This is a genomic window from Streptomyces plumbidurans (assembly GCF_019857225.1).
Taxonomy (GTDB): Bacteria; Actinomycetota; Actinomycetes; order Streptomycetales; family Streptomycetaceae; genus Streptomyces; species Streptomyces plumbidurans.
This window is the reverse complement of the sequence record NZ_JAFJSY010000034.1, coordinates 1-21,072: the sequence shown is the minus strand read 5'-3', so window position 1 is coordinate 21,072 and position 21,072 is coordinate 1. Positions and strand designations below refer to the sequence as shown.

Genomic DNA, 21,072 nt, shown 5'->3' with positions numbered 1-21,072 from the left:
CTGGTCAACCGCGGACGCCGCGGCAACAGGGGACAGCTCGAGAGGGGAATCAGCGCGTGACCGTCAATATGACAAAGGGTCAGGCCATCAGTCTGCAGAAGAACGACGGGGGCAGTCTGGCCGCGGTGCGCATGGGTCTCGGCTGGCAGGCAGCTCCCCGGCGCGGCCTGTTCGGCTCGCGTACGCGGGAGATCGACCTGGACGCCTCAGCCGTCCTGTTCGCGGACAAGCAGCCGGTCGACGTCGTCTTCTTCCGCCACCTGGTGAGCGACGACGGCTCGGTCCGCCACACCGGTGACAACCTCGTCGGCGGTGTCGGCCAGGGCGGCGACGACGAGGCGATCCTCGTCGACCTCTCCCGCGTCCCGGTCCACATCGACCAGATCGTCTTCACCGTGAACTCCTTCACGGGCCAGACGTTCCAGGAGGTGCAGAACGCGTTCTGCCGCCTGGTCGACGAGACCAACGGCCAGGAACTCGCCCGGTACACGCTGGCCGGCGGCGGCGCCTACACGGCCCAGATCATGGCGAAGGTGCACCGCTCGGGTCCCGGCTGGACGATGACGGCCCTGGGTACCCCGGCCAACGGCCGTACGTTCCAGGACCTGATGCCGGCGATCCTGCCGCACCTGTAGTGCGACTCCGCCAGGGCCCGTCCGCGAGACGGGCCCTTGGCGCACACACCACACGACACATCGGCAACACGGGGGGACGAGGGCGATGACGGCCGAGCTGGTGCGGGGGCAGAACCACCCGCTCTCCCAGGCCCGCCTCGAGATCCGGATCTCGGCCGGCACACCGATCGTGGCCTCGGCCACGCTCAGCGATGCCGACGGAAAGGCGCGCGGCCTCGAATGGGTGGCCCACCCGGGCGCTCCGGACCTGCCGGGACTCGAGGTCTCCAGGCAGGCGGCCGCCGACCACCGGCTCGCGGTGGACCTGGACGCCATGCCGGAGGCGGTGCACCGCGTCAACGTGCTGCTCGCCCTGCCCACGGGCACCGGCGGGCCGGGCCGCTTCGGCGTCGTGGCCGCCCCCTTCGTCGCGGTCACGGGCCTGGACGGCGCCGAGGTCGCCAGCTACACGATCACCGGTCTGGACGCCGAGACGGCCGTCGTCGCGCTGGAGCTCTACCGCCGCCAGGGCGCCTGGAAGGTGCGCGCCGTGGGCCAGGGGTACGCGGGCGGCCTCGCCGAACTCTTCACCGACCAGGGGCTGTCCGAGGCCCGGCAGCTCGCGGGCACGATCAACGAAGCCGTGGCCCAGGGCCTGGCCCGCTCCGTACAAGCACCGTCGCAGCGCGCGGCGGACGGCGACCGTACGCGCCAGACCGCCACCCCGGCGCTCGGCCCCGACCAGAGCGGCCCGGCACGCCAGGGCACCCCCGCTCCCGCGAGCCCGCACCCCTCGTCGGCTTACCCGCCCCAGGGCGGTCAGCCGGGACACCCGACGGACCCGGTCGACCCTTCCGCGGTCACCCAGCCGTCCACTCCCGGCGCCGGCAGCCCGGTCGACTACAGCCACCCGGGGCGGCAGAACTCCGCCCCGCCGCCGCCCCCGCCGACCGCGCCCCCGGCGCAGCCCGGTCAGCCGGCCCGGCCCGTGGCGGGCGACGCGACCGGTTGGTCCATGGACGAGCGGCTGTACAACCAGGTCTGGGGCATGTTCGAGGACCTGGCCCGCAGCACGGCCGCGTACCGCAGCGCCGTCGACTTCGCGGACTCGCGCATGGAGAAGGAACTCGACCAGGTCCTGTCCGACCCGCGCAGCAGGATCGGCGGACAGGGCGACGCCGCGCGCGAGGCGGCCCGCGCCAAGTACACGCAGCTGGTCGACCAGGCCAGGCAGGTACTCGACCGCGACCTCGCCCAGCTCACCGCCGAGGCCGACGTCGTCGAGCCCGCACTGCCGCCCGCGTACGCCCGCTGGGACAACCCCGTCTGGCACGCCTACCGCGTGCCGATGGAAATGCCCATGGCGCTGCGGCTGGGCGATCTGCGGCTCCCCGAGAGCGAACTGCTGCGGATCCCGATGCTGGTCCGGCTGCCGCTCGAACGGGGCCTGTGGATCGACAGCGGACGCACCGGCGCGGGCGAGGACCCGCTCGCGGACACCGGTGCGCTGCAGCACCTCGCGATGGAGACGGCCGTGGCGCTGGCGGCCCGGCTGCTCGCGGTCTATCCGGCGGGCGAGTTCACCACGCATGTCATCGACCCGGCCGGCTCCGGGGCGAAGGCGCTCGCGCCGCTGGTGCAGACCGGTGTACTCGCGGCCCCGCCCGCCCTGGGGGCGGCAGGGGTGTCGGACGTGCTGACGCGGCTCACCCAGCGCGTCGACCTGGTGCAGATGGCAGTGCGCGGCGGGGCCGCCGACTCGCTGCCGCCCGGCTTCGACACAGCCGAACAGCTCCTGATCGTCAATGACTTCCCGCACGGCTTCGACGACCGGGCCGTGACCCAGCTGCGCTATCTCGCTGACGAGGGCCCGGCCGTCGGCGTTCATCTGGTGATGGTCGCGGACCGCGAGGAGGCCGTGGGCTACGGGCCTTTGCTCGACCCGCTGTGGCGTTCGCTGCTGCGACTGACCCCGCTGCCCGACGATCACCTCGCCGACCCGTGGGTCGGCCACGCCTGGACGTACGAGCCCTCGCTCGTGCCGGTCGGCAGCCAGGTGCTCCAGCAGGTGCTCACTCAGGTGGCGGCAGCTCGCACCAAGTACGAGTAAACCCTCTGAACAGGGTATTTAGCCTTTTCTTTGCCAATCACTTTACCTTTCCTTGGTGATTGGGGTACTGTTCTTCTCACGGAGGGGAGTACTCCCGGTCTGCTGCGGCGCACCCGTCAATACGGATCAACCGGATCCCGGGGCGCCGGCCCAGGGCCCGTGCCTGGGTGGAAGAGACCTCCGGTAGCGACGACGCCGACCCTTGCCGTTACATACCGCCGGAGGCGCAGTGGATGTTTCCCCGACCCTGTGGGTCCTGACCATCGTGGGCCTCGCCGCCCTCATCGCGATCGACTTCTTCATCGGCCGCAAGCCGCACGACGTGTCCATCAAGGAAGCCGGAATCTGGACCGTCGTCTGGATCGCCCTCGCGGGGCTCTTCGGGCTCGGCCTGCTCGTCTTCGGCAGCGGCCGGGCGGGCGGCGAGTTCTTCGCGGGCTTCATCACCGAGAAGTCGCTGAGCGTCGACAACCTCTTCGTCTTCGTGCTGATCATGGCGAAGTTCGCCGTGCCGTCCCGGTACCAGCAGCGGGTGCTGCTCGTCGGGGTCCTCATAGCCCTGGTCCTGCGGGCGGCCTTCATCGCCGCCGGTGCCGCGATCCTCGCCAGCTTCGCGTGGGTCTTCTACCTCTTCGGCGCCTTCCTGATCTGGACCGCCTGGAAGCTCATCCAGGAGGCCCGGGCCGAGGAGGAGGACGAGGAGTTCGAGGAGAACAAGCTGCTCAAGGCCGTCGAGCGCCGCTTCGGCGTCGCCGACCGGTACCACGGCACCAAGCTGTGGATCCGGCAGAACGGCAAGCGGGTCATGACGCCGATGCTGGTCGTGATGCTCGCGATCGGCACCACGGACGTCCTGTTCGCGCTCGACTCCATCCCCGCGATCTTCGGCCTGACCCAGGACCCGTACATCGTGTTCACGGCCAACGCGTTCGCGCTGATGGGCCTGCGCCAGCTCTACTTCCTCATAGGCGGCCTGCTGAGGAAGCTGGTCCACCTCAGTTACGGCCTGTCGATCATCCTCGGCTTCATCGGCGTCAAGCTGGTGCTGCACGCACTGCACGAGTCCGGGGTGCACGTCCCGGAGATCTCCATACCCGTCTCCCTCGGTGTCATCTGCTCGGTCCTGATGGTCACCACGATCACCAGCCTCAGGGCCTCCAGGAAGCAGGCGGAGGCCGACGCGGCGCAGGCCGGCGGCGAAGGCGCTCCGAAGGAGACGGAGATGACCGAGATCAAGTGACAGGCACCGGCCCCGCACACCCGAAGGACCTGTCCCGCAAAGCCGGAGTGCGGGGGCCGTACGCCTCTGCGACGATCGCCGCATGATCGCTCGGCTGAGATCACTCACCACGGCTTGGACGTCGATCGTGCCGGCGCTCGCGATCGTTCTGCTCGCCTTCACCTGGGGGAGAGACCTGCCGGGTGCCGTGGTCGGGGTCGTGACGGTCGTCCTCGCGGGAGCCGTGCTCGCCGCCGTGCACCACGCCGAGGTGGTGGCGCACCGCGTCGGTGAGCCCTTCGGTTCCCTCGTGCTCGCCGTCGCCGTCACGATCATCGAGGTGGCGCTCATCGTCACACTCATGGCGGACGGCGGCGGCAAGAGCTCGACCCTGGCCCGGGACACCGTCTTCGCTGCCGTGATGATCACCTGCAACGGCATCGTCGGCATCTGCCTGCTGGTCGCCTCCCTGCAACACGGCACGGCGGTCTTCAATCCGGAGGGCACCGGCGCCGCCCTCGCGACCGTGGCCACCCTCGCCACACTGAGCCTGGTGCTGCCCACGTTCACCACGAGCAGGCCGGGCCCGGAGTTCTCGGGCGTGCAGCTGACCTTCGCCGCGATCTCCTCGCTGATCCTCTACGGCCTCTTCGTCACGACCCAGACGGTGCGGCACCGTGACTACTTCCTGCCGATCACCCGGGAGGGCGAGGTGATCACCGCGGACGCCCACGCCGGCACACCCACCGCCCGCACCGCCTGGATCAGCCTGGGCCTGCTCCTTCTCGCGCTGGTCGGCGTGGTCGGACTGGCGAAGGGCGTGTCGCCCACGATCGAGTCGGGAGTGGAGGCCGCCGGGCTCCATCACGCCGTCGTCGGCGTGATCATCGCCCTGCTGGTGCTGCTCCCGGAGACCATCGCCGCCCTGCGTTCCGCGCGCCGCGACCGGGTGCAGACCAGCCTGAACCTCGCGCTCGGCTCCGCCATGGCCAGCATCGGCCTGACCATCCCCGCCGTCGCCGTGGCCTCCGTCTGGCTCTCGGGGCCGCTCGTCCTCGGCCTCGGCGCCGTGCACATGGTGCTGCTCGTGCTGACCGTCGTGGTGTCCTCGCTGACCGTGGTGCCGGGCCGGGCCACACCGCTGCAGGGCGGAGTGCATCTGGTGCTGTTCGCGGCGTATCTGGAACTGGCGATCAATCCCTGACGGTGCCGCGGCGAAGGAGCCACAGCGCTCGACGGCTGTGGTTCGTCAGTACGTGACGGTGATGCGCCGGGCGGGGCCGTCGACGCGGACGAGGCCGCCGTAGGGGATGACGACCTGTGGGTCGGTGTGCCCGAGGTCGACATCGAAGACGATCATGGTTTCGGGGGCGTACGTCCGCATGGCCCGCAGTACGGCCTCGCGTTGCCCGGCGGCGTAACGAGCGGCCTCCTCGGGGCTGTTGGGGTGCTCGAAGGACCAGGTGCGGGCCCGGCCCATCAGCAGTGCGGAGAAGCGCTGCAGAAGTCCGCGCTCGCCCATGTTCCGCAGGGTGCGGAAGACCTCGTCGCCGCTCGGCAGCTCCTCGGAGGTCTCCAGGAACAGCACACCGCCGTCGTACTCGGACAGATCGTGCGCGATCTCGCGGTCGGCCATCAGCAGCCAGCCCAGGATCTCCAGGCAGCCGCCCCAACTGCGGCCCTCCACCGCCCGGTCGGCGTTCACCCAGGTCCAGCCGTCGCCCGGCCGGGAGGGCGGCTCCGCGTCGAAGGTGGCGGGGTCGGCCCAGTCGCCGTTGACGTCGTTCCAGCGCTCGGCGGGCCTCAGTTCGTAGGGGCCCGAGGTGAACAGTGCCGCGCGCAGGGACTCGGCGGTCTGTGGGTGCATGGCGCCGGGGCGGCCGAGTTCGCACATCACCGTCGCACCGTGGTAGCCGACGATCCCGGTGTTGCGCAGATACAGCAGGAGATTGGTGTTGTCGCTCATCCCGAAGAACGGCTTCGGGTTCGCCCGGATCAACTCCCGGTCCAGCAGCGGCAGAACGGTGATCTGGTCATCCCCGCCGATGGAGGCGATGACGGCCTTCACCTCCGGGTCGGCGAACGCGGCGTGCAGGTCGTCGGCGCGCTGTCGCGGGGTCGAGCCCATGGTGCGGGTCGTCGGGTACTCGACCGGTTCGAGTTCGTACTCCTTGCGCAGCCGCTCCAGCCCGAGTTCGAAGGGGCGCGGCAGCAGGCCGGGCAGACCCGCGGAGGGCGAGACGATGGCCACGCGGTCGCCGGGCGAGGGCTTGGGAGGGTATGAGATCGTCGTCATGCCGGGAGGGTACGGGCCGCACCGCCGTGCACGCACCGTGATAAACCGGGTCCGAACAGCGGTCCTGGACGGATCGCCGCACCCCACCGGACCGGAGGAACCGTGCCCCGCACCCTGGCCAACGCCCCGATCATGATCCTCAACGGGCCCAACCTCAATCTGCTCGGCCAGCGCCAGCCGGAGATCTACGGCAAGCACACCCTGGCCGACATCGAGGCCCTGTGCGCCAAGGCGGCGGCCGCGCACGGCGGCACGGTGGACTTCCGGCAGTCCAACCACGAGGGCGTCCTGGTCGACTGGATCCACGAGGCACGGCTGAACCACTGCGGGATCGTGATCAACCCCGGTGCCTACTCCCACACGTCGGTCGCGATTCTGGACGCGCTCAACACCTGTGACGGAATGCCGGTGTTGGAGGTGCACATCTCCAACATCCACCGGCGCGAGTCCTTCCGGCACCACTCGTACGTCTCGCTGCGCGCCGACGGCGTCATCGCCGGATGCGGCGTGCAGGGCTACGTGTTCGGTGTGGAGCGGGTCGCGGCGCTCGCGGGGGCGGCACAGGCGGACACGTAAGGCCCGTCGTCCTGGCGGGCGCCCCTTACAGGCGTCCCGCGTCCACGATCCGCCGCAGGAACCGCCGCGTGCGCTCCTGCTGTGGATCGCCGAAGACCTGCTCGGGGGTCCCGCGCTCCAGGACCACCCCTGCGTCCAGAAAGCAAACCTGGTCGGCGACGTCCCGCGCGAAGCCCATCTCGTGCGTGGCCAGCACCATCGTCATGCCGTCGTCCTTCAGGTCCCGGACGACGGCGAGGACCTCGCCCACGAGTTCCGGGTCGAGGGCGGCGGTGATCTCGTCGAGCAGCAGCAGCCGGGGCCGTACCGCCAACGCCCGTACGATCGCCACCCGTTGCTGCTGACCGCCGCTCAGCCGGTCCGGGTACTCGCCCGCCCTGCCGCCGAGCCCGAGCCGCTCCAGGAGCTCATGGGCGCGCTCCTCGGCCTCCGCGCGGGTGACGCCGTGCACACGGCGCGGAGCGAGCGTGATGTTCTCCAGGACCGTCATGTGCGGAAAGAGGTTGTAGGCCTGGAAGACCACGCCGATACGACGCCGTACCGCGTCCTGGTCCACGCGCGGATCGGTGATCTCCTCGCCGTCCAGCCAGATCGCACCGTCGTCGATCTCCTCCAGGAGGTTGGCGCACCGCAGCAGCGTCGACTTGCCGGAGCCCGACGCGCCGATCAGCGCGGTCACCGTGTGCGGGGCGACCTCCAGGCCGACGTCCCGTAGGACGAGCGATCGCCCGAAGGTCTTGCGGACGGACTCCATGCGCAGCACGGGCGCGTCGCTCATATCGATCCTCCCTGGGCCCGCTGACGGTCCATCCGTGCCGTCACCCAGTCCGTGAAGCGGGTCATCGGGATGGTCAGCGCCACGAAGACCAGTCCCGCGACGATGTACGGCGTGTAGTTGAGACTGCGGCCCACGATGATGTCCGCGGCCCGTACGGCGTCGACCGCACCGCCGATCGACACCAGGCCGGTGTCCTTCTGCAGCGACACAAGGTCGTTGAGCAGCGGCGGCACCTGGCGGCGCACCGCCTGCGGCAGGACGACGTACCGCAGCGCCTGCCGGTTGGTGAGGCCGAGCGAGCGTGCGGCCGCGCGCTGCGAGGGGTGCACGGACTCGATCCCGGCGCGGAACACCTCGGCCACGTACGCCGAGTACGTGAGTGTGAGCGCCGTACCGCCGAGGAGCACCGGATCGACGGTCACGCCCTGCAGTCGCAGCGCCGGCACCCCCAGGACCACGATCATCAGGTTGATGATCAGCGGCAGCCCGCGGAAGAAGTCGGTGTAGGCGGCGGCCAGCACCCTCAGCGGGAAGAACACGGGGCCGCGCAGGGTGCGCGCGATCGCGATCAGCATGCCGAGCACGAGGACCGCCACGCCGCAGATCAGCAGCAGTTGGACGTTCAGCCACAGCCCTTGGAGGACCTTGGGGAACGCCTCGCGCGCGTACCGCCAGTTGAAGAACGTCTCCTTGGTGCGCGGCCAGCCCGGCGCGTCGACGACGATCAGATACAGGACGACGCCCGTCACGAGGGTCGACAGGGCCGCGATCGCGGTCGCGCGACGGGCACGCGCGCGTGCGAAGCGCTCACGTTCCAGCCGGCGTTGCGACGGGATGTACCCGTCGTCGTGCCCGCCGTCCGTGCCGAGGTCCTTCCCGGGCTCCTTCCCGGACTTGTCGCCGGACTCCTCCTCGGTGACCGTCACTTGAGCACCGGGGCGTCGACGGCGTCGGAGAGCCACTGCTTCTCGATGCCGGCCAGCGTGCCGTCCTTGCGCAGGGCGTCCACGGCACCCGTCACGCACCGGGTGAGCGCGCTGCCCTTGTCGAGCACGAGCCCGAACTGCTCGGGCGCGCCGCCCTGGTTCTCGAACTGTCCGACGATCCTGGCGTCGGTCACCTCGGCGGAGGTGATGTAGAAGGCGGTCGGCAGGTCGACCACGATGGCGTCCACCTGACCGTTCTTCAGGGCGGACTTGGCCTGGTCGTTCTTGGCGTAGACCGCGGCCTGCTGCTTCGGCTTCACCACGTCGGTGATGTAGTCGAGGCTGGTCGTACCGACCTGGGCGCCCAGCTTGAGACCCTTCAGATCCGCGATGCCGGTCGCCTTGGCGGCCTTTGAGCCCTTCAGCGCGATGACGGCCTGGCGGACGTCGTAGTAGCCGGAGGAGAAGTCCACCGCCTTCCTGCGCTCGGCGCTGATCGACACCTGGTTGATGTCGAAGTCGAAGGTCTTCTCCCCGGGCGCGAACGCCTTGTTGAAGGGCACGCTCTGCCAGACGACGGCGCTTTTGGGGTATCCGAGCTGCTTCGCGACGGCGTAGGCGACAGCCGACTCGAAGCCCTTGCCGTTGGCGGGCTTGTCGTCCTTGAACCAGGGCTCGTAGGCGGGCTCGTCCGTGGCGATCGTGAGCCTGCCCGAGGTCCTCGTGGCCAACTTGCCCTTGGGGCAGGCCTTTTCGGTCGAACCCGACGGGGTGCCCGCCGCCTTCTCCTCCGGCTGCGGAGCACAGCCGACGGCCGTGGCGAGCAGGGCGACAGTGGCCGCGGCGACGGCGCGACGCAGTACGTGGGGAGCGAGATGCATGGCGCGAGATTGGCAGTCCCGCGTCCCGTCTGTCGAGGTCACGACACGAAATGTCCGCATCGTGGGAGCGGGTGTTGCGGCCGTGTGAACAGGTGGGGAAAGCGCCGGGGCCGCCGGTCGAGGGCGGGGATTGAAAGACCGGCGGCCCGTACCGCACAGGAGCCGTCATCCCGTGCGGGGCTGCTACCAGTTGACTGCCCGCCACGGGGCGCCGGGAGCGTGCACACGGCACCGGCGCGTGTGAAGCGTTCACACGGGGCGCGTGCGCCGTGTACGCGCGCCCCTGCCGCTGAGTCCCACCGGCCGCGCCCACCGGGACTCATCACGCGCGCGGCGGGGGCTCACCGTCCGTCCGGCCGGGATTCACCACCCGCGCGGCCGCGCTTCACCACCCGCGCGCGTGCCACTCCGGCAGATGGGGCCGCTCCGCGCCCAGGGTGGTGTCGTTGCCGTGCCCCGGGTAGACCCAGGTCTCGTCCGGGAGCATGCCGAAGATCTTCGTCTCGACGTCGTGGATGAGGCTCGCGAACGCCTTCGGGTCCTTGTGGGTGTTGCCGACGCCGCCCGGGAAGAGGCAGTCGCCCGTGAAGACATGGGGATGGCCGTGCGGGTCGTCGTAGACCAGGGCGATCGAGCCCAGGGTGTGCCCGACCAGATGGCGCGCGGTGAGTTCCACCTGGCCCACCCGGACGGTGTCGCCGTCGTCGACGAGGACGTCGGTCGGGACGGGGATGCCGTCCGCGTCGTTTCGGCCCGCGAAGGTGCGGGCGCCGGTGGCCGTGACGACCTGGGCGAGCGCCTGCCAGTGGTCGCCGTGCCGGTGCGTGGTGACGACGGAGGCGATGCCGTCGTCACCGATCATGCCGAGCAGCGTGTCCGCGTCGTTCGCCGCGTCGATCAGCAACTGCTCGTCGGTGGCCCGGCAGCGCAGCAGATAGGCGTTGTTGTCCATCGGGCCGACCGCGATCTTGGTGATCATCAGGTCCTTGAGCTCGTGCACGTCCGCCGGGCCGCCGACCGTCACCTGTCCGCTGTACGTCATGGCGGCCAGCCTATAGCCGGGGAGGGCGCCCGCATCCCCGGCCGAGGCAGCGCGGTCACGGCCGAGGCCGGCCGGTCGCGCCACGAGGGCAGCGCGGTCACAACGGCGGCAGCGCGGTCGCAGCGGCGGGGAGCGCGGTCGCAGCGGCGGCGAGCGCGGTCACAGCGGTGGGAGCGCCGGCAGGGAGCCGTCCCGTACGGTCAGGCCGGAGCCGTCGCGGCGCCCGGCCAGCCAGCCGAGCAGCTCGGGCGCCGGACCCGTCACGGTGATCTCCGGCTCCGTCGTCTCGCGGCCGGTACGCCACGCGCGCGTGCCGTCCGTCAGCCGCGCCGGAGGCACATCGGGGTGACCGGAGAAGCGCCGGGCGAGGAAGTCGATCTCCCGCTCCGTGAACTGCGCGGGCACGTCCTCCAGCTCGTAGCCGATGCCGAGGTCGACGTGGTGCAGTTCCACCTCGCCCCAGCGCCGGAAGGGCACCCGGGACGCCGAGTCCGTGACGCCGTTGCGCAGCTCCACCGTGCGCGACCAGTCCGCCGGTGCGGCCCCCGCCTCCTGGAAGCGGGCCGCGCTCTCGCGCAGGTCGGTGAGCTGGGCGTCGAGGGGGCGCGGGGCGTCCCGCTCGATGTCGGCGTCGCGGGCCTCGGCGGAGGTGTACATGGGACGGCCCTGGAGGACGTTCACCAGAGCGTCCGCGTTGCGGGCGAGGTGAGCCAGGACGTGGCCGCGGCTCCAGCCGGGCAGCCGTGACGGTTGCGTCACCCCCGCGTTGTCCAGTTTGGCGGCTGCGGTGAGCAGCCGGTCGGTCGCGTCTCGTACAGACGCCAGGTCATGACCGTGATCAATCATGGTGCTGACCCTAGCCCCGCCACACCTTTGGGTGAAGGTGGTGAAGCAGCGCCGTAAATCGAATGCGCGTGCTATATGGTCGCAGGTGGCGTCGGGCATGCTGGATGGCCGGGGATTGTTATGCAACCCGGAATCCGACCGGCGTTGTCAGTGGCTCCCCCTAGTCTGAAGAAGCACGGGGCCCTGCCCCTGTCACTTCTCTCAAGAAAGGTGCGGACCGGCTGTGGCCGACCGTCTCATCGTCCGTGGCGCGCGTGAGCACAACCTGAAGAATGTCTCGCTCGACCTGCCTCGTGACTCGCTCATCGTCTTCACGGGCCTGTCCGGGTCGGGCAAGTCCTCCCTGGCCTTCGACACGATCTTCGCCGAGGGCCAGCGCCGCTACGTGGAGTCGCTCTCCTCGTACGCGCGCCAGTTCCTCGGCCAGATGGACAAGCCGGACGTCGACTTCATCGAGGGGCTGTCGCCCGCGGTCTCCATCGACCAGAAGTCGACCTCGCGCAACCCGCGCTCCACGGTCGGCACCATCACCGAGGTCTACGACTATCTGCGTCTGCTGTTCGCGCGCATCGGCAAGCCGCACTGCCCCCAGTGCGGCCGTCCGATCTCGCGCCAGTCGCCGCAGGCCATCGTCGACAGGGTCCTGGAGCTGCCGGAGGGGAGCCGCTTCCAGGTGCTGTCGCCGCTGGTGCGCGAGCGCAAGGGAGAGTTCGTCGACCTCTTCGCCGACCTCCAGACCAAGGGGTACTCCCGCGCGCGGGTGGACGGCGAGACGATCCAGCTCTCCAACCCGCCCACGCTGAAGAAGCAGGAGAAGCACACCATCGAGGTGGTCATCGACCGCCTCACGGTGAAGGACTCCGCGAAGCGCCGCCTCACCGACTCCGTGGAGACCGCCCTCGGCCTCTCCGGCGGCATGGTCGTGCTCGACTTCGTCGACCTCCCCGAGGACGACCCCGAGCGCGAGCGCATGTACTCGGAGCATCTGTACTGCCCGTACGACGACCTCTCCTTCGAGGAGCTGGAGCCCCGCTCCTTCTCCTTCAACTCGCCCTTCGGCGCCTGCCCCGACTGCACCGGCATCGGCACGCGCATGGAGGTCGACCCTGAGCTGATCGTCCCGGACGAGGACAAGTCCCTTGACGAGGGCGCCATCCACCCCTGGTCGCACGGCCACACCAAGGACTACTTCGGCCGCCTGATCGGAGCCCTGGCGAACGCGCTGGGATTCAGGACGGACATCCCCTTCGCGGGTCTGCCCCAGCGGGCGAAGAAGGCCCTGCTGTACGGCCACAAGACGCAGATCGAGGTCCGCTACCGCAACCGGTACGGGCGCGAGAGGGTGTACACGACGCCCTTCGAAGGCGCCGTCCCCTTCGTCAAGCGCCGACACAGCGAGGCCGAGAGCGACGCCAGCCGTGAGCGCTTCGAGGGCTACATGCGCGAGGTGCCCTGCCCCACCTGTGAGGGCACGCGCCTGAAGCCGATCGTCCTCGCGGTCACCGTCATGGGGAAGTCGATCGCCGAGGTCTCCGCGATGTCCATCAGCGACTGCGCGGACTTCCTGGGCGAGCTGAAGCTGAACGCCCGCGACAAGAAGATCGCCGAGCGCGTGCTGAAGGAGGTCAACGAGCGGCTGAAGTTCCTGGTCGACGTCGGCCTGGACTACCTCTCGCTGAACCGCGCCGCGGGCACCCTCTCCGGCGGCGAGGCCCAGCGCATCCGCCTGGCCACCCAGATCGGCTCCGGACTCGTCGGCGTGCTCTACGTCCTCGACGAGCCGTCCATCGGGCTGCACCAGCGCGACAACCACCGGCTGATCGAGACCCTGGTCCGGCTGCGCGACATGGGCAACACGCTCATCGTCGTCGAGCACGACGAGGACACCATCAAGGTCGCCGACTGGGTCGTCGACATCGGCCCCGGTGCCGGAGAGCACGGCGGCAAGGTCGTGCACAGCGGCTCCCTCAAGGGGCTGCTCGCCAACGCCGAGTCGCAGACCGGTCAGTACCTGTCGGGCAAGAAGTCGATCCCGCTGCCCGACATCCGCCGCCCGCAGGACCCGTCCCGCCGGCTCACGGTGCACGGCGCCCGGGAGAACAACCTCCAGGACATCGACGTGTCCTTCCCGCTCGGTGTCTTCACCGCGGTCACGGGCGTGTCCGGATCCGGCAAGTCGACGCTGGTCAACGACATCCTGTACACCCACCTGGCCCGCGAACTCAACGGCGCGCGCAGCGTTCCCGGACGGCACACGCGCGTGGACGGCGACGACCTCGTGGACAAGGTCGTGCACGTCGACCAGTCGCCCATCGGCCGCACCCCGCGCTCCAACCCGGCGACGTACACCGGCGTCTTCGACCACGTCCGCAAGCTGTTCGCCGAGACGACCGAGGCGAAGGTCCGCGGTTACCTGCCGGGGCGCTTCTCCTTCAACGTCAAGGGCGGCCGCTGCGAGAACTGCGCGGGCGACGGCACGATCAAGATCGAGATGAACTTCCTCCCGGACGTCTACGTCCCGTGCGAGGTCTGCCACGGCGCCCGGTACAACCGGGAGACCCTGGAGGTCCACTACAAGGGCAAGTCCATCTCCGAGGTCCTGAGCATGCCGATCGAGGAGGCCATGGACTTCTTCGAGGCCGTTCCCGCGATCAACCGCCACCTCAAGACGCTCAACGACGTCGGTCTCGGCTACGTCCGCCTCGGCCAGGCCGCGACCACGCTGTCCGGCGGTGAGGCCCAGCGCGTGAAGCTCGCCAGCGAGCTGCAGAAGCGCTCCACCGGCCGCACGGTCTACGTCCTCGACGAGCCGACCACCGGTCTGCACTTCGAGGACATCAGCAAGCTGCTGAAGGTCCTGTCGGGCCTGGTCGACAAGGGCAACACGGTCATCGTCATCGAGCACAACCTCGATGTCATCAAGACCGCCGACTGGGTCGTCGACATGGGCCCCGAGGGTGGTGCGGGCGGCGGACTCGTCGTCGCCGAGGGCACGCCGGAGGAGGTCGCAGGGATCCCGGCGAGCCACACTGGCAAGTTCCTGCGGGAGGTCCTCGACGCCGACCGGATCAGCGACGGTGCCTCGATGAAGGCCCCGCGCAAGGCGGCGGCGAAGAGGACGGTCGCGGCCAAGTCGGCGCCGAAGAAGACGGCGACGGCGAAGACCGCCAACAACACGGCCACCAAGAAGGCGGCCGGGACGACGAAGAAGGCAGCACCCGCGAAGAAGACGACGCGGGCACGCACGGCCTGACCGGCACGGACAACGAGCGGCGCCCCGCGGGACAACTCCCCGCGGGGCGCCGCTCGTTGCACCTCCGACGCCGTCCCGTCCGCTACACCTCGCCCACTTCCGAGGCGTACGGCGGCTCCGCGCCCGCGCGCGAGCAGGTGATCGCCGCCGCGCGGGCCGCGAACCGCAGCAGCCGGGTCCAGCCGTCGGCGCCGAGCGAGGCGAGTTTGTCGGCGGAGAGGGCGTCCTGGGCCGACAGGCCGTGCAGCAGGGCCGCGTTCACCGTGTCGCCGGCGCCGATCGTGTCGACGACGTCGACCTTCTCGCCCGGCACGGAGTATTCGGCGCCGTCCCGGGTGAGCACGGAGATCCCGTCGCCGCCATGGGTGATCACCACTGCGGCGGGCCCTGCGGCAAGCCACTCGCGCGGGGAGCCGCCCAGCCAGTCGGCGTCCTCCTCCGAGAGCTTGAGCAGCGTCACCGAGGGCAGCCAGCCGCGGAAGCGGTCCCGGTAGGCGTCCGCGTCGTGGATCAGGCTCGTGCGGATGTTGGGGTCGAGCGCGGTGAAGACACCCTGGGCGGCGGCGGTCCGCATCATCGTCTCGTAGGCCGTCGCGCCCGGCTCCAGGGCGAGCGAGCAGGTGCCGAAGGACACGGCGCGCGTGCCGGCGGGGAGCGCGGCGGGAGCCGTGAACAGCCGGTCGGCGGTGCCCTCGACGTAGAACGAGTAGGCGGCCGAACCGTTCGCGTCGAGCGTGGCCACCGCCAGGGTGGTCGGTTCGTGTCCGCGCTGTACGGCCGAGACGTCGACCCCTGTTGCCCGCAGGTTGCCGAGCAGCGCCTCGCCGAAGGCGTCGTACGACGTGCGGGAGCAGAAGGCGCTGGGGGAGCCGAGGCGGCCGAGGGCGACGGCCGTGTTGTACGGGCCGCCGCCGAGCGCCGGCTTGAGGCCCGCGAGGGCACCCGGGCCCTGCGGTACCAGGTCGATCAGGGCCTCACCGGCGACGACGATCACGAGACGGTTCCTTTCTCCAACTGCGCGGACGGTTCGGGGCACCCGCACGAGGTGCGGTGGACGAAGGTGCACGGGAGCCGCACGGTGCGGGCGGGGCGGTCCGGCTCGGCGAGGCGGTCCAGCAGCACCCGCACCGCGCGGGCGCCGATCTCCCTGCTGGGCTGGGCCACGGCTGTGAGCCGGGGCGAGAACAGATCCGCCCAGGCGAAGTCGTCGAAACAGCACAGGGCGATGTCGCCGGGCACGGACAGACCCCGTTCCCGCAGGGCGCGCAGAGCGCCGATGGTCATCGCGTTGTTGGCGGTGACCAGCGCGGTGGGCGGCGCGGGCAGGGACAGCAGCGTCGCGGTGGCGTGTTCGGCGCCCGCGGACTCCGAGTCGCCGTGGGCGACCAGGTGCTCGTAGTAGGGGAGCCCTGCACCGGCGAGACCGTGGCGGTATCCGCTGATGCGTTCGCGGGTGGTGCTGTAACCGGGCAGACCGGCGACCAGGCCGATCCGGCGGTGGCCCAGTTCGGCGAGATGACGGACCAGGCGGGCGGTCGGCTCGGCGTTCTCGGCGCAGACCTGGTCGAAGTGCGGACCGTCGGCCGGGGCGTCGAGGAGCCGGTCGAGGAGGACGGCAGGTACCTGGTGACGGGCGAGGTAGGCGACGAGTTCCCGGGGGTTCGCCGAGGGGGCGACGATCATGCCGTCGACCCGGCGCTCGTGCAGGAGCTGGACAACCTTGCGCTCGTGCTCCGGATCGTCGTGCGGGTCGGCGATGAGCAGGCTGTAACCGTGTTCCAGGGCGGCCGCCTCGACACCCTGGAGGATCTCGGTGAAGTACGGATTGCTGATCGCCGACACCGCCAGCCCGATGGACTGCGTGCGTGCGGTCACCAGGGAGCGGGCGAGGGTGTTCGGGGTGTAGCCGAGCCGGTCGATGGCGTCCAGGACCGCCTGCCGCGTGTGCGGGAGGACCGGCCGGGTGTCGTTCAGGACGTGCGAGACGGTCGCCACGGAGACCCCGGCGCTGCGGGCGACGTCGGCCATCGTGGCCATCGAGTCCTCCTTCCCTGCTTTTCGCGGGACGGTATCCCATTCCAGCGCTGACGTAAACGCTTGCGCAAGCGTTTACGTCAGCGCGAAGCCACGCCCCACGACAGAGGCAGCGCCAGAAGAGGCGACGCCGGAAGACGCAATGGCGGAAGAGACAGACCGCCCCCGGCGTCAGCCGAAGCTCACTCCCAGTCCCACCCGATCCCCACGACTCCCGTCCGCACCCGCGGTTCGACGAGGTGGACCGAGTGGTGGCGGTCGCTCAGGCGCAGTTCCTGGCGCCCGCTGCGCGGGGCCGCCGGTGAGTGCTGGGCGAACCGGTGGCAGCGGGACGGCAGGGCGAGTGCGTCGAAACGCACCTGGAGCGCGTACTGCCCGCCGGCAGGGCCGAAACCGCGGACGTACTCGCGGGACACACCGGCGGTGCCGTCCTCGATGCCGTAGCGGAAGAGGAAGGTGTCGCCGGCCCGCAGACGGGTGTCGAAGAGCAGTTCGGCGACGAGGACGCCCGTCTCGTGGTGCACGCGTGTGCGTCCCGTGCGGCAGTTCTCCAGGGCGAGCACGCGCATGTGCTCGGGCGCGCAGTCAGGGTCGCCGTGGTGGACGGCCATGAAGCGGTCGATGCCGTCCTTGTGGGCGCGCACGATGTGGTGCGACTCCCGCCCCGCCAGCTCGCGGTGCGCGCCGATCCGCACCAGCTCGTGGTGGCCCAGGGTGTGCAGCCCGCCGTCGAGCGAGGAGCCGAGATCGGCCAGCAGTTGCTGCAGGACGCCCGAGGCCTCCACCAGGGAGCGGTAGGAGCGCCCCGCGGCCCGCTGTGCGGACGAGCTCTCGTCGGGCTCGGCGAGCAGCCGGATCAGAGACTCCTCCGGCAGCTGCAGGATCTCCTCCAGCGCCCGTACGGCCCGCAGGGACTCGGGGCGCTGCGGGCGGCGGGCGCCCTGCTGCCAGTAACTCAGGCTGGTGACACCGACCTTGACCCCGTGCCGGGACAGATGGTGCTGCACGCGCTGCAGCGGCAGTCCGCGGGCGGCGATCGCGGCACGCAGCGCCACGTGGAAGGGGCCGCCCCGCAGGGCCGAGTCCAGTTCCGCGGTGGCGACGGCGGCGACGTCCGCGTGCTGTGTGGCGTGCGGCATGCAGGGGCCTTTCTGTGAATGCTCACTACGGCTGGTCGGGCCGGGTTCTGCGCTTGTCCGCGGGGCCACCCCGTCGGCGCCGGAGAGTCTTCACATCCGTACGCCGTCCTTCACGGCCCCGAGTTCCCACGCATTGAAGCGTGTTGACCTAGTCCCGACAACACCTGAAACCCAACCGCGACGTACTCCTGGCCGAGACCCGATCGACCGCCTCGGACGGGCGCGCGCTCCGGCGTTGTCCACAGGCCCGTCGCGGTGTCGGTCCTCGCCAGTAGGGTGTGAGACATGGCCGATCCCTCCAGCTACCGCCCCCGGCCGGGTGAGATCCCGGACTCCCCAGGGGTGTACAGGTTCCGTGACGAGCACCGCCGGGTGATCTACGTCGGAAAGGCAAAAAGCCTGCGCCAGCGCCTGGCGAACTACTTCCAGGACCTGACGAACCTCCACCCCCGCACCCGCACCATGGTCACCACGGCCGCCTCCGTGGAATGGACGGTGGTCTCCACCGAGGTGGAGGCCCTGCAGCTGGAGTACTCCTGGATCAAGGAGTTCGACCCCCGGTTCAACGTCAAGTACCGCGACGACAAGAGCTACCCGTACCTCGCGGTGACGATGAACGAGGAGTTCCCGCGCGTGCAGGTGATGCGCGGCCACAAACGCAAGGGCGTGCGCTACTTCGGGCCGTACAGCCACGCGTGGGCCATCCGCGACACCGTCGACCTGCTGCTGCGCGTCTTCCCGGTGCGCACCTGCTCGGCCGGCGTCTTCAAGAACGCCGCCCGCACCGGCCGCCCCTGTCTGCTCGGCTACATCGGCAAGTGCTCCGCGCCCTGCGTCGGCCGGGTCTCCGAGGACGAGCACCGCGAACTGGCCGACGAGTTCTGCGACTTCATGGCCGGCCGCACGGGGACGTACATCCGCCGCCTGGAGCAGCGGATGACCGAGGCGGCCGAGAACATGGAGTACGAGCGGGCCGCCCGGCTGCGCGACGACATCGGCGCTTTGAAGAAGGCCATGGAGAAGAACGCGGTCGTGCTCGCCGACGCGACCGACGCCGACCTGATCGCGGTCGCCGAGGACGAGCTGGAGGCGGCTGTCCAGATCTTCCACGTCCGCGGCGGACGCGTGCGCGGCCAGCGCGGCTGGGTCACCGACAAGGTCGAGGAGATCACCACCGGCGCCCTGGTCGAGCACGCCCTGCAGCAGCTCTACGGCGAGGAGAAGGGCGACTCCGTCCCCAAGGAGGTCCTCGTCCCGGCCCTGCCCGACCCTGTCGAGCCCGTCCAGCAGTGGCTCGCCGACCGCCGCGGGGCGAACGTCTCGCTGCGCATCCCGCAGCGCGGCGACAAGAAGGCCCTGATGGAGACGGTGGAGCGCAACGCCCAGCAGGCGCTCGCGCTGCACAAGACCAAGCGCGCCTCCGACCTCACCACGCGCTCGCGCGCGCTGGAGGAGATCGCCGAGGCCCTCGACCTCGACAGCGCCCCCCTCCGGATCGAGTGCTACGACATCTCGCATCTGCAGGGCGACGACGTCGTGGCCTCGATGGTCGTCTTCGAGGACGGCCTGCAGCGCAAGAGCGAGTACCGCCGCTTCCAGATCAAGGGCTTCGAGGGCCAGGACGACGTCCGCTCCATGCACGAGGTGATCACCCGCCGCTTCCGGCGCTATCTCGCCGAGAAGGAGAAGACGGGCGAGTGGGCCGACGGCGAGGACGCGCTCACCGAGGAGGACGGCCGCCCCAAGAAGTTCGCCTACCCGCCCCAGCTGGTCGTCGTGGACGGCGGCCGGCCCCAGGTCGCGGCGGCGAAGAAGGCCCTGGACGGCCTCGGGATCGACGACGTGGCCGTGTGCGGCCTGGCCAAGCGCCTGGAGGAGGTGTGGCTGCCGGACGATGAGGACCCGGTCGTCCTGCCCCGCACCAGCGAGGGCCTGTATCTGCTGCAGCGCGTGCGTGACGAGGCCCACCGCTTCGCGATCACCTACCAGCGCACCAAGCGGGCCAAGCGCTTCCGCTCGAGCCCCCTGGACGACGTGCCCGGCCTCGGGGACACCCGCAGGCAGGCACTGCTGAAGCACTTCGGCTCGTTGAAGAAACTGCGATCCGCCACCATCGACCAGATCTGCGAGGTGCCCGGCATAGGCCGCAAGACGGCCGAGACGATCGCCGTGGCGCTGGCCCAGGCGGCCCCGGCCGCACCCGCCGTGAACACGGCGACTGGAGAGATCATGGAGGAGGAACCCGGCACCATGGGTTCCAGTGGGGAGCCCGTGACGACGGGCGCCCCGGACGAACGACGGGGGCAGGAGACATGAATGTGAACAAGCAGGACGGGCAACAGACCCAGGGCGGAGACGGAGCACAGGTGAGTACGGGCGCGAGCGGCGATGCGGTCCCGGTTCCCGACGCGGCCATCCCCGAGCTGGTGATCATCTCCGGTATGTCCGGAGCGGGCCGTTCCACGGCCGCGAAGTGCCTGGAGGACCTCGGTTGGTTCGTCGTCGACAACCTGCCGCCCGCGCTGATCCCCACCATGGTGGAGCTCGGCGCCCGCTCGCAGGGCAATGTGGCGCGGATCGCGGTGGTCGTGGACGTCCGCGGCCGGCGCTTCTTCGACAACCTCCGCGAGTCCCTCGCTGACCTCGACAGCCGGCGCGTCACCCGCCGGATCGTCTTCCTGGAGTCCTCCGACGACGCCCTGGTGCGCCGCTTCGAGTCGGTGCGCCGCCCGCACCCCCTGCAGGGTGACGGCCGCATCGTCGACGGCATCGCCGCCGAGCGCGAGCTGCTGCGCGAACTGCGCGGCGACGCAGACCTGGTGATCGACACCTCCAGCCTGAACGTGCACGAGCTGCGCGCCAAGATGGACGCCCAGTTCGCCGGCGAGGAGGAGCCCGAGCTGCGGGCCACGGTCATGTCCTTCGGCTTCAAGTACGGCCTCCCCGTCGACGCCGACCTGGTCGCGGACATGCGCTTCCTGCCCAACCCGCACTGGGTCCCGGAGCTGCGCCCCTTCACCGGCCTGAACGAAGAGGTGTCGGCGTACGTCTTCAACCAGCCCGGCGCCAAGGAGTTCCTCGACCGCTATGCCGAGCTGCTCAGACTGATCGCGGCGGGCTACCGCCGCGAGGGCAAGCGGTATGTGACCATCGCCATCGGCTGTACGGGCGGCAAGCACCGTTCGGTGGCCATGTCGGAGAAGCTCGCAGCGCGCCTCGCGGCCGAGGGCGTGGAGACGGTGGTCGTGCACCGGGACATGGGACGCGAATGACGCAGCGCTCACCGCGGCTGAGCCGGCTGCGTCGCGTGGCGCCCGAGTCGCGCACCGGCCGGCCCGTCGAGGCCCGCGGCGCCCGG

Annotated in this window: 17 protein-coding genes; 8 read left to right on the top strand and 9 right to left on the bottom strand. The window is 70.4% G+C overall.

Going from position 1 to position 21,072, the window contains the following annotated elements; all coding sequences use genetic code 11:
* The first annotated feature begins 56 nt into the window (after nucleotides 1-56).
* From JYK17_RS22070 to JYK17_RS22055, 4 genes are all read left to right on the top strand, one after another.
* Nucleotides 57-635, top strand: coding sequence for a TerD family protein (locus JYK17_RS22070; protein ID WP_037782640.1), 579 nt, complete (start codon nucleotides 57-59; stop codon nucleotides 633-635).
* A gap of 85 nt (nucleotides 636-720) precedes the next feature.
* Entirely contained in the window at nucleotides 721-2,724 is a 2,004-nt protein-coding gene (locus JYK17_RS22065; RefSeq protein WP_108013522.1) for a TerD family protein, read from the top strand.
* Nucleotides 2,725-2,953: 229 nt separating this feature from the next.
* Complete coding sequence (locus tag JYK17_RS22060; RefSeq protein ID WP_128803372.1) at nucleotides 2,954-3,964, top strand: TerC/Alx family metal homeostasis membrane protein; 1,011 nt, start codon at nucleotides 2,954-2,956, stop codon at nucleotides 3,962-3,964.
* Nucleotides 3,965-4,046: 82 nt separating this feature from the next.
* The gene (locus tag JYK17_RS22055) at nucleotides 4,047-5,147 is read left to right on the top strand and encodes a calcium:cation antiporter (RefSeq protein WP_222811040.1); all 1,101 of its coding nucleotides are present in this window, start codon (nucleotides 4,047-4,049) and stop codon (nucleotides 5,145-5,147) included.
* 45 nt (nucleotides 5,148-5,192) lie between these two features.
* Here the strand turns inward: JYK17_RS22055 and JYK17_RS22050 are convergent, their stop codons facing one another.
* Nucleotides 5,193-6,239 (bottom strand): S66 family peptidase, encoded by a 1,047-nt coding sequence (locus JYK17_RS22050; RefSeq protein WP_222811039.1) that lies wholly within the window; start codon nucleotides 6,237-6,239, stop codon nucleotides 5,193-5,195.
* A 102-nt stretch (nucleotides 6,240-6,341) separates the two neighbouring features.
* Between JYK17_RS22050 and aroQ the strand changes: the two genes are divergently transcribed.
* Complete coding sequence (gene aroQ, locus JYK17_RS22045) at nucleotides 6,342-6,815, top strand: type II 3-dehydroquinate dehydratase (RefSeq protein ID WP_222811038.1); 474 nt, start codon at nucleotides 6,342-6,344, stop codon at nucleotides 6,813-6,815.
* A 25-nt stretch (nucleotides 6,816-6,840) separates the two neighbouring features.
* Here aroQ and JYK17_RS22040 read toward each other — a convergent pair whose 3' ends face one another.
* The 5 genes from JYK17_RS22040 to JYK17_RS22020 all read right to left on the bottom strand — a co-directional run bounded on the left by JYK17_RS22040 (nucleotide 6,841) and on the right by JYK17_RS22020 (nucleotide 11,288).
* Nucleotides 6,841-7,593, bottom strand: a complete 753-nt coding sequence (locus JYK17_RS22040; protein ID WP_222811037.1) for an amino acid ABC transporter ATP-binding protein — start codon at nucleotides 7,591-7,593, stop codon at nucleotides 6,841-6,843.
* Nucleotides 7,590-8,519, bottom strand: a complete 930-nt coding sequence (locus JYK17_RS22035; RefSeq protein ID WP_206660206.1) for an amino acid ABC transporter permease — start codon at nucleotides 8,517-8,519, stop codon at nucleotides 7,590-7,592. Before JYK17_RS22035 ends, JYK17_RS22040 begins: the two co-directional genes overlap by 4 nt.
* Nucleotides 8,516-9,400, bottom strand: a complete 885-nt coding sequence (locus JYK17_RS22030; RefSeq protein WP_222811036.1) for an ABC transporter substrate-binding protein — start codon at nucleotides 9,398-9,400, stop codon at nucleotides 8,516-8,518. The genes JYK17_RS22035 and JYK17_RS22030 overlap by 4 nt, the downstream gene beginning before the upstream one ends.
* 385 nt (nucleotides 9,401-9,785) lie before the next feature.
* Entirely contained in the window at nucleotides 9,786-10,442 is a 657-nt protein-coding gene (locus tag JYK17_RS22025; protein ID WP_108013528.1) for an MBL fold metallo-hydrolase, read from the bottom strand.
* A gap of 159 nt (nucleotides 10,443-10,601) precedes the next feature.
* On the bottom strand, nucleotides 10,602-11,288 hold the full coding sequence (locus JYK17_RS22020; protein ID WP_108013529.1) for a maleylpyruvate isomerase family mycothiol-dependent enzyme: 687 nt from the start codon (nucleotides 11,286-11,288) through the stop codon (nucleotides 10,602-10,604).
* Between the two features lie 223 nt (nucleotides 11,289-11,511).
* On the opposite strand from JYK17_RS22020, the gene uvrA reads away from it, so the two are divergent.
* A complete protein-coding gene (gene uvrA, locus JYK17_RS22015) occupies nucleotides 11,512-14,541 on the top strand; it encodes an excinuclease ABC subunit UvrA (RefSeq protein ID WP_108013530.1) in 3,030 nt (1,009 codons plus the stop codon).
* Between the two features lie 82 nt (nucleotides 14,542-14,623).
* On the opposite strand, the gene JYK17_RS22010 is transcribed toward uvrA, so the two are convergent.
* From JYK17_RS22010 to JYK17_RS22000, 3 genes are all read right to left on the bottom strand, one after another.
* A complete protein-coding gene (locus tag JYK17_RS22010; RefSeq protein ID WP_222811035.1) occupies nucleotides 14,624-15,535 on the bottom strand; it encodes a carbohydrate kinase family protein in 912 nt (303 codons plus the stop codon).
* Nucleotides 15,532-16,578: a LacI family DNA-binding transcriptional regulator gene (locus tag JYK17_RS22005; RefSeq protein ID WP_222811034.1), complete on the bottom strand. Its 1,047-nt coding sequence runs from the start codon at nucleotides 16,576-16,578 to the stop codon at nucleotides 15,532-15,534. The genes JYK17_RS22010 and JYK17_RS22005 overlap by 4 nt, the downstream gene beginning before the upstream one ends.
* A gap of 179 nt (nucleotides 16,579-16,757) precedes the next feature.
* The gene (locus JYK17_RS22000) at nucleotides 16,758-17,714 is read right to left on the bottom strand and encodes a hypothetical protein (protein ID WP_222811033.1); all 957 of its coding nucleotides are present in this window, start codon (nucleotides 17,712-17,714) and stop codon (nucleotides 16,758-16,760) included.
* A 285-nt stretch (nucleotides 17,715-17,999) separates the two neighbouring features.
* Between JYK17_RS22000 and uvrC the strand changes: the two genes are divergently transcribed.
* Together uvrC and rapZ are read left to right on the top strand one after the other, a co-directional pair.
* The gene (uvrC, locus tag JYK17_RS21995) at nucleotides 18,000-20,030 is read left to right on the top strand and encodes an excinuclease ABC subunit UvrC (RefSeq protein ID WP_108013534.1); all 2,031 of its coding nucleotides are present in this window, start codon (nucleotides 18,000-18,002) and stop codon (nucleotides 20,028-20,030) included.
* Nucleotides 20,027-20,986 (top strand): RNase adapter RapZ, encoded by a 960-nt coding sequence (rapZ, locus tag JYK17_RS21990; protein ID WP_108013535.1) that lies wholly within the window; start codon nucleotides 20,027-20,029, stop codon nucleotides 20,984-20,986. Before uvrC ends, rapZ begins: the two co-directional genes overlap by 4 nt.
* Nucleotides 20,987-21,072: the final 86 nt, after the last annotated feature.

Coding starts and splice junctions, on each gene's coding strand:
- JYK17_RS22065 (WP_108013522.1), top strand. CDS start 721: ATGACGGCCGAGCTGGTGCGGGGGCAGAACCACCCGCTCTCCCAGGCC.
- JYK17_RS22055 (WP_222811040.1), top strand. CDS start 4,047: ATGATCGCTCGGCTGAGATCACTCACCACGGCTTGGACGTCGATCGTG.
- JYK17_RS22050 (WP_222811039.1), bottom strand. CDS start 6,239: ATGACGACGATCTCATACCCTCCCAAGCCCTCGCCCGGCGACCGCGTG.
- JYK17_RS22040 (WP_222811037.1), bottom strand. CDS start 7,593: ATGAGCGACGCGCCCGTGCTGCGCATGGAGTCCGTCCGCAAGACCTTC.
- JYK17_RS22030 (WP_222811036.1), bottom strand. CDS start 9,400: ATGCATCTCGCTCCCCACGTACTGCGTCGCGCCGTCGCCGCGGCCACT.
- JYK17_RS22025 (WP_108013528.1), bottom strand. CDS start 10,442: ATGACGTACAGCGGACAGGTGACGGTCGGCGGCCCGGCGGACGTGCAC.
- JYK17_RS22020 (WP_108013529.1), bottom strand. CDS start 11,288: ATGATTGATCACGGTCATGACCTGGCGTCTGTACGAGACGCGACCGAC.
- JYK17_RS22005 (WP_222811034.1), bottom strand. CDS start 16,578: ATGGCCACGATGGCCGACGTCGCCCGCAGCGCCGGGGTCTCCGTGGCG.
- JYK17_RS22000 (WP_222811033.1), bottom strand. CDS start 17,714: ATGCCGCACGCCACACAGCACGCGGACGTCGCCGCCGTCGCCACCGCG.
- uvrC (WP_108013534.1), top strand. CDS start 18,000: ATGGCCGATCCCTCCAGCTACCGCCCCCGGCCGGGTGAGATCCCGGAC.
- rapZ (WP_108013535.1), top strand. CDS start 20,027: ATGAATGTGAACAAGCAGGACGGGCAACAGACCCAGGGCGGAGACGGA.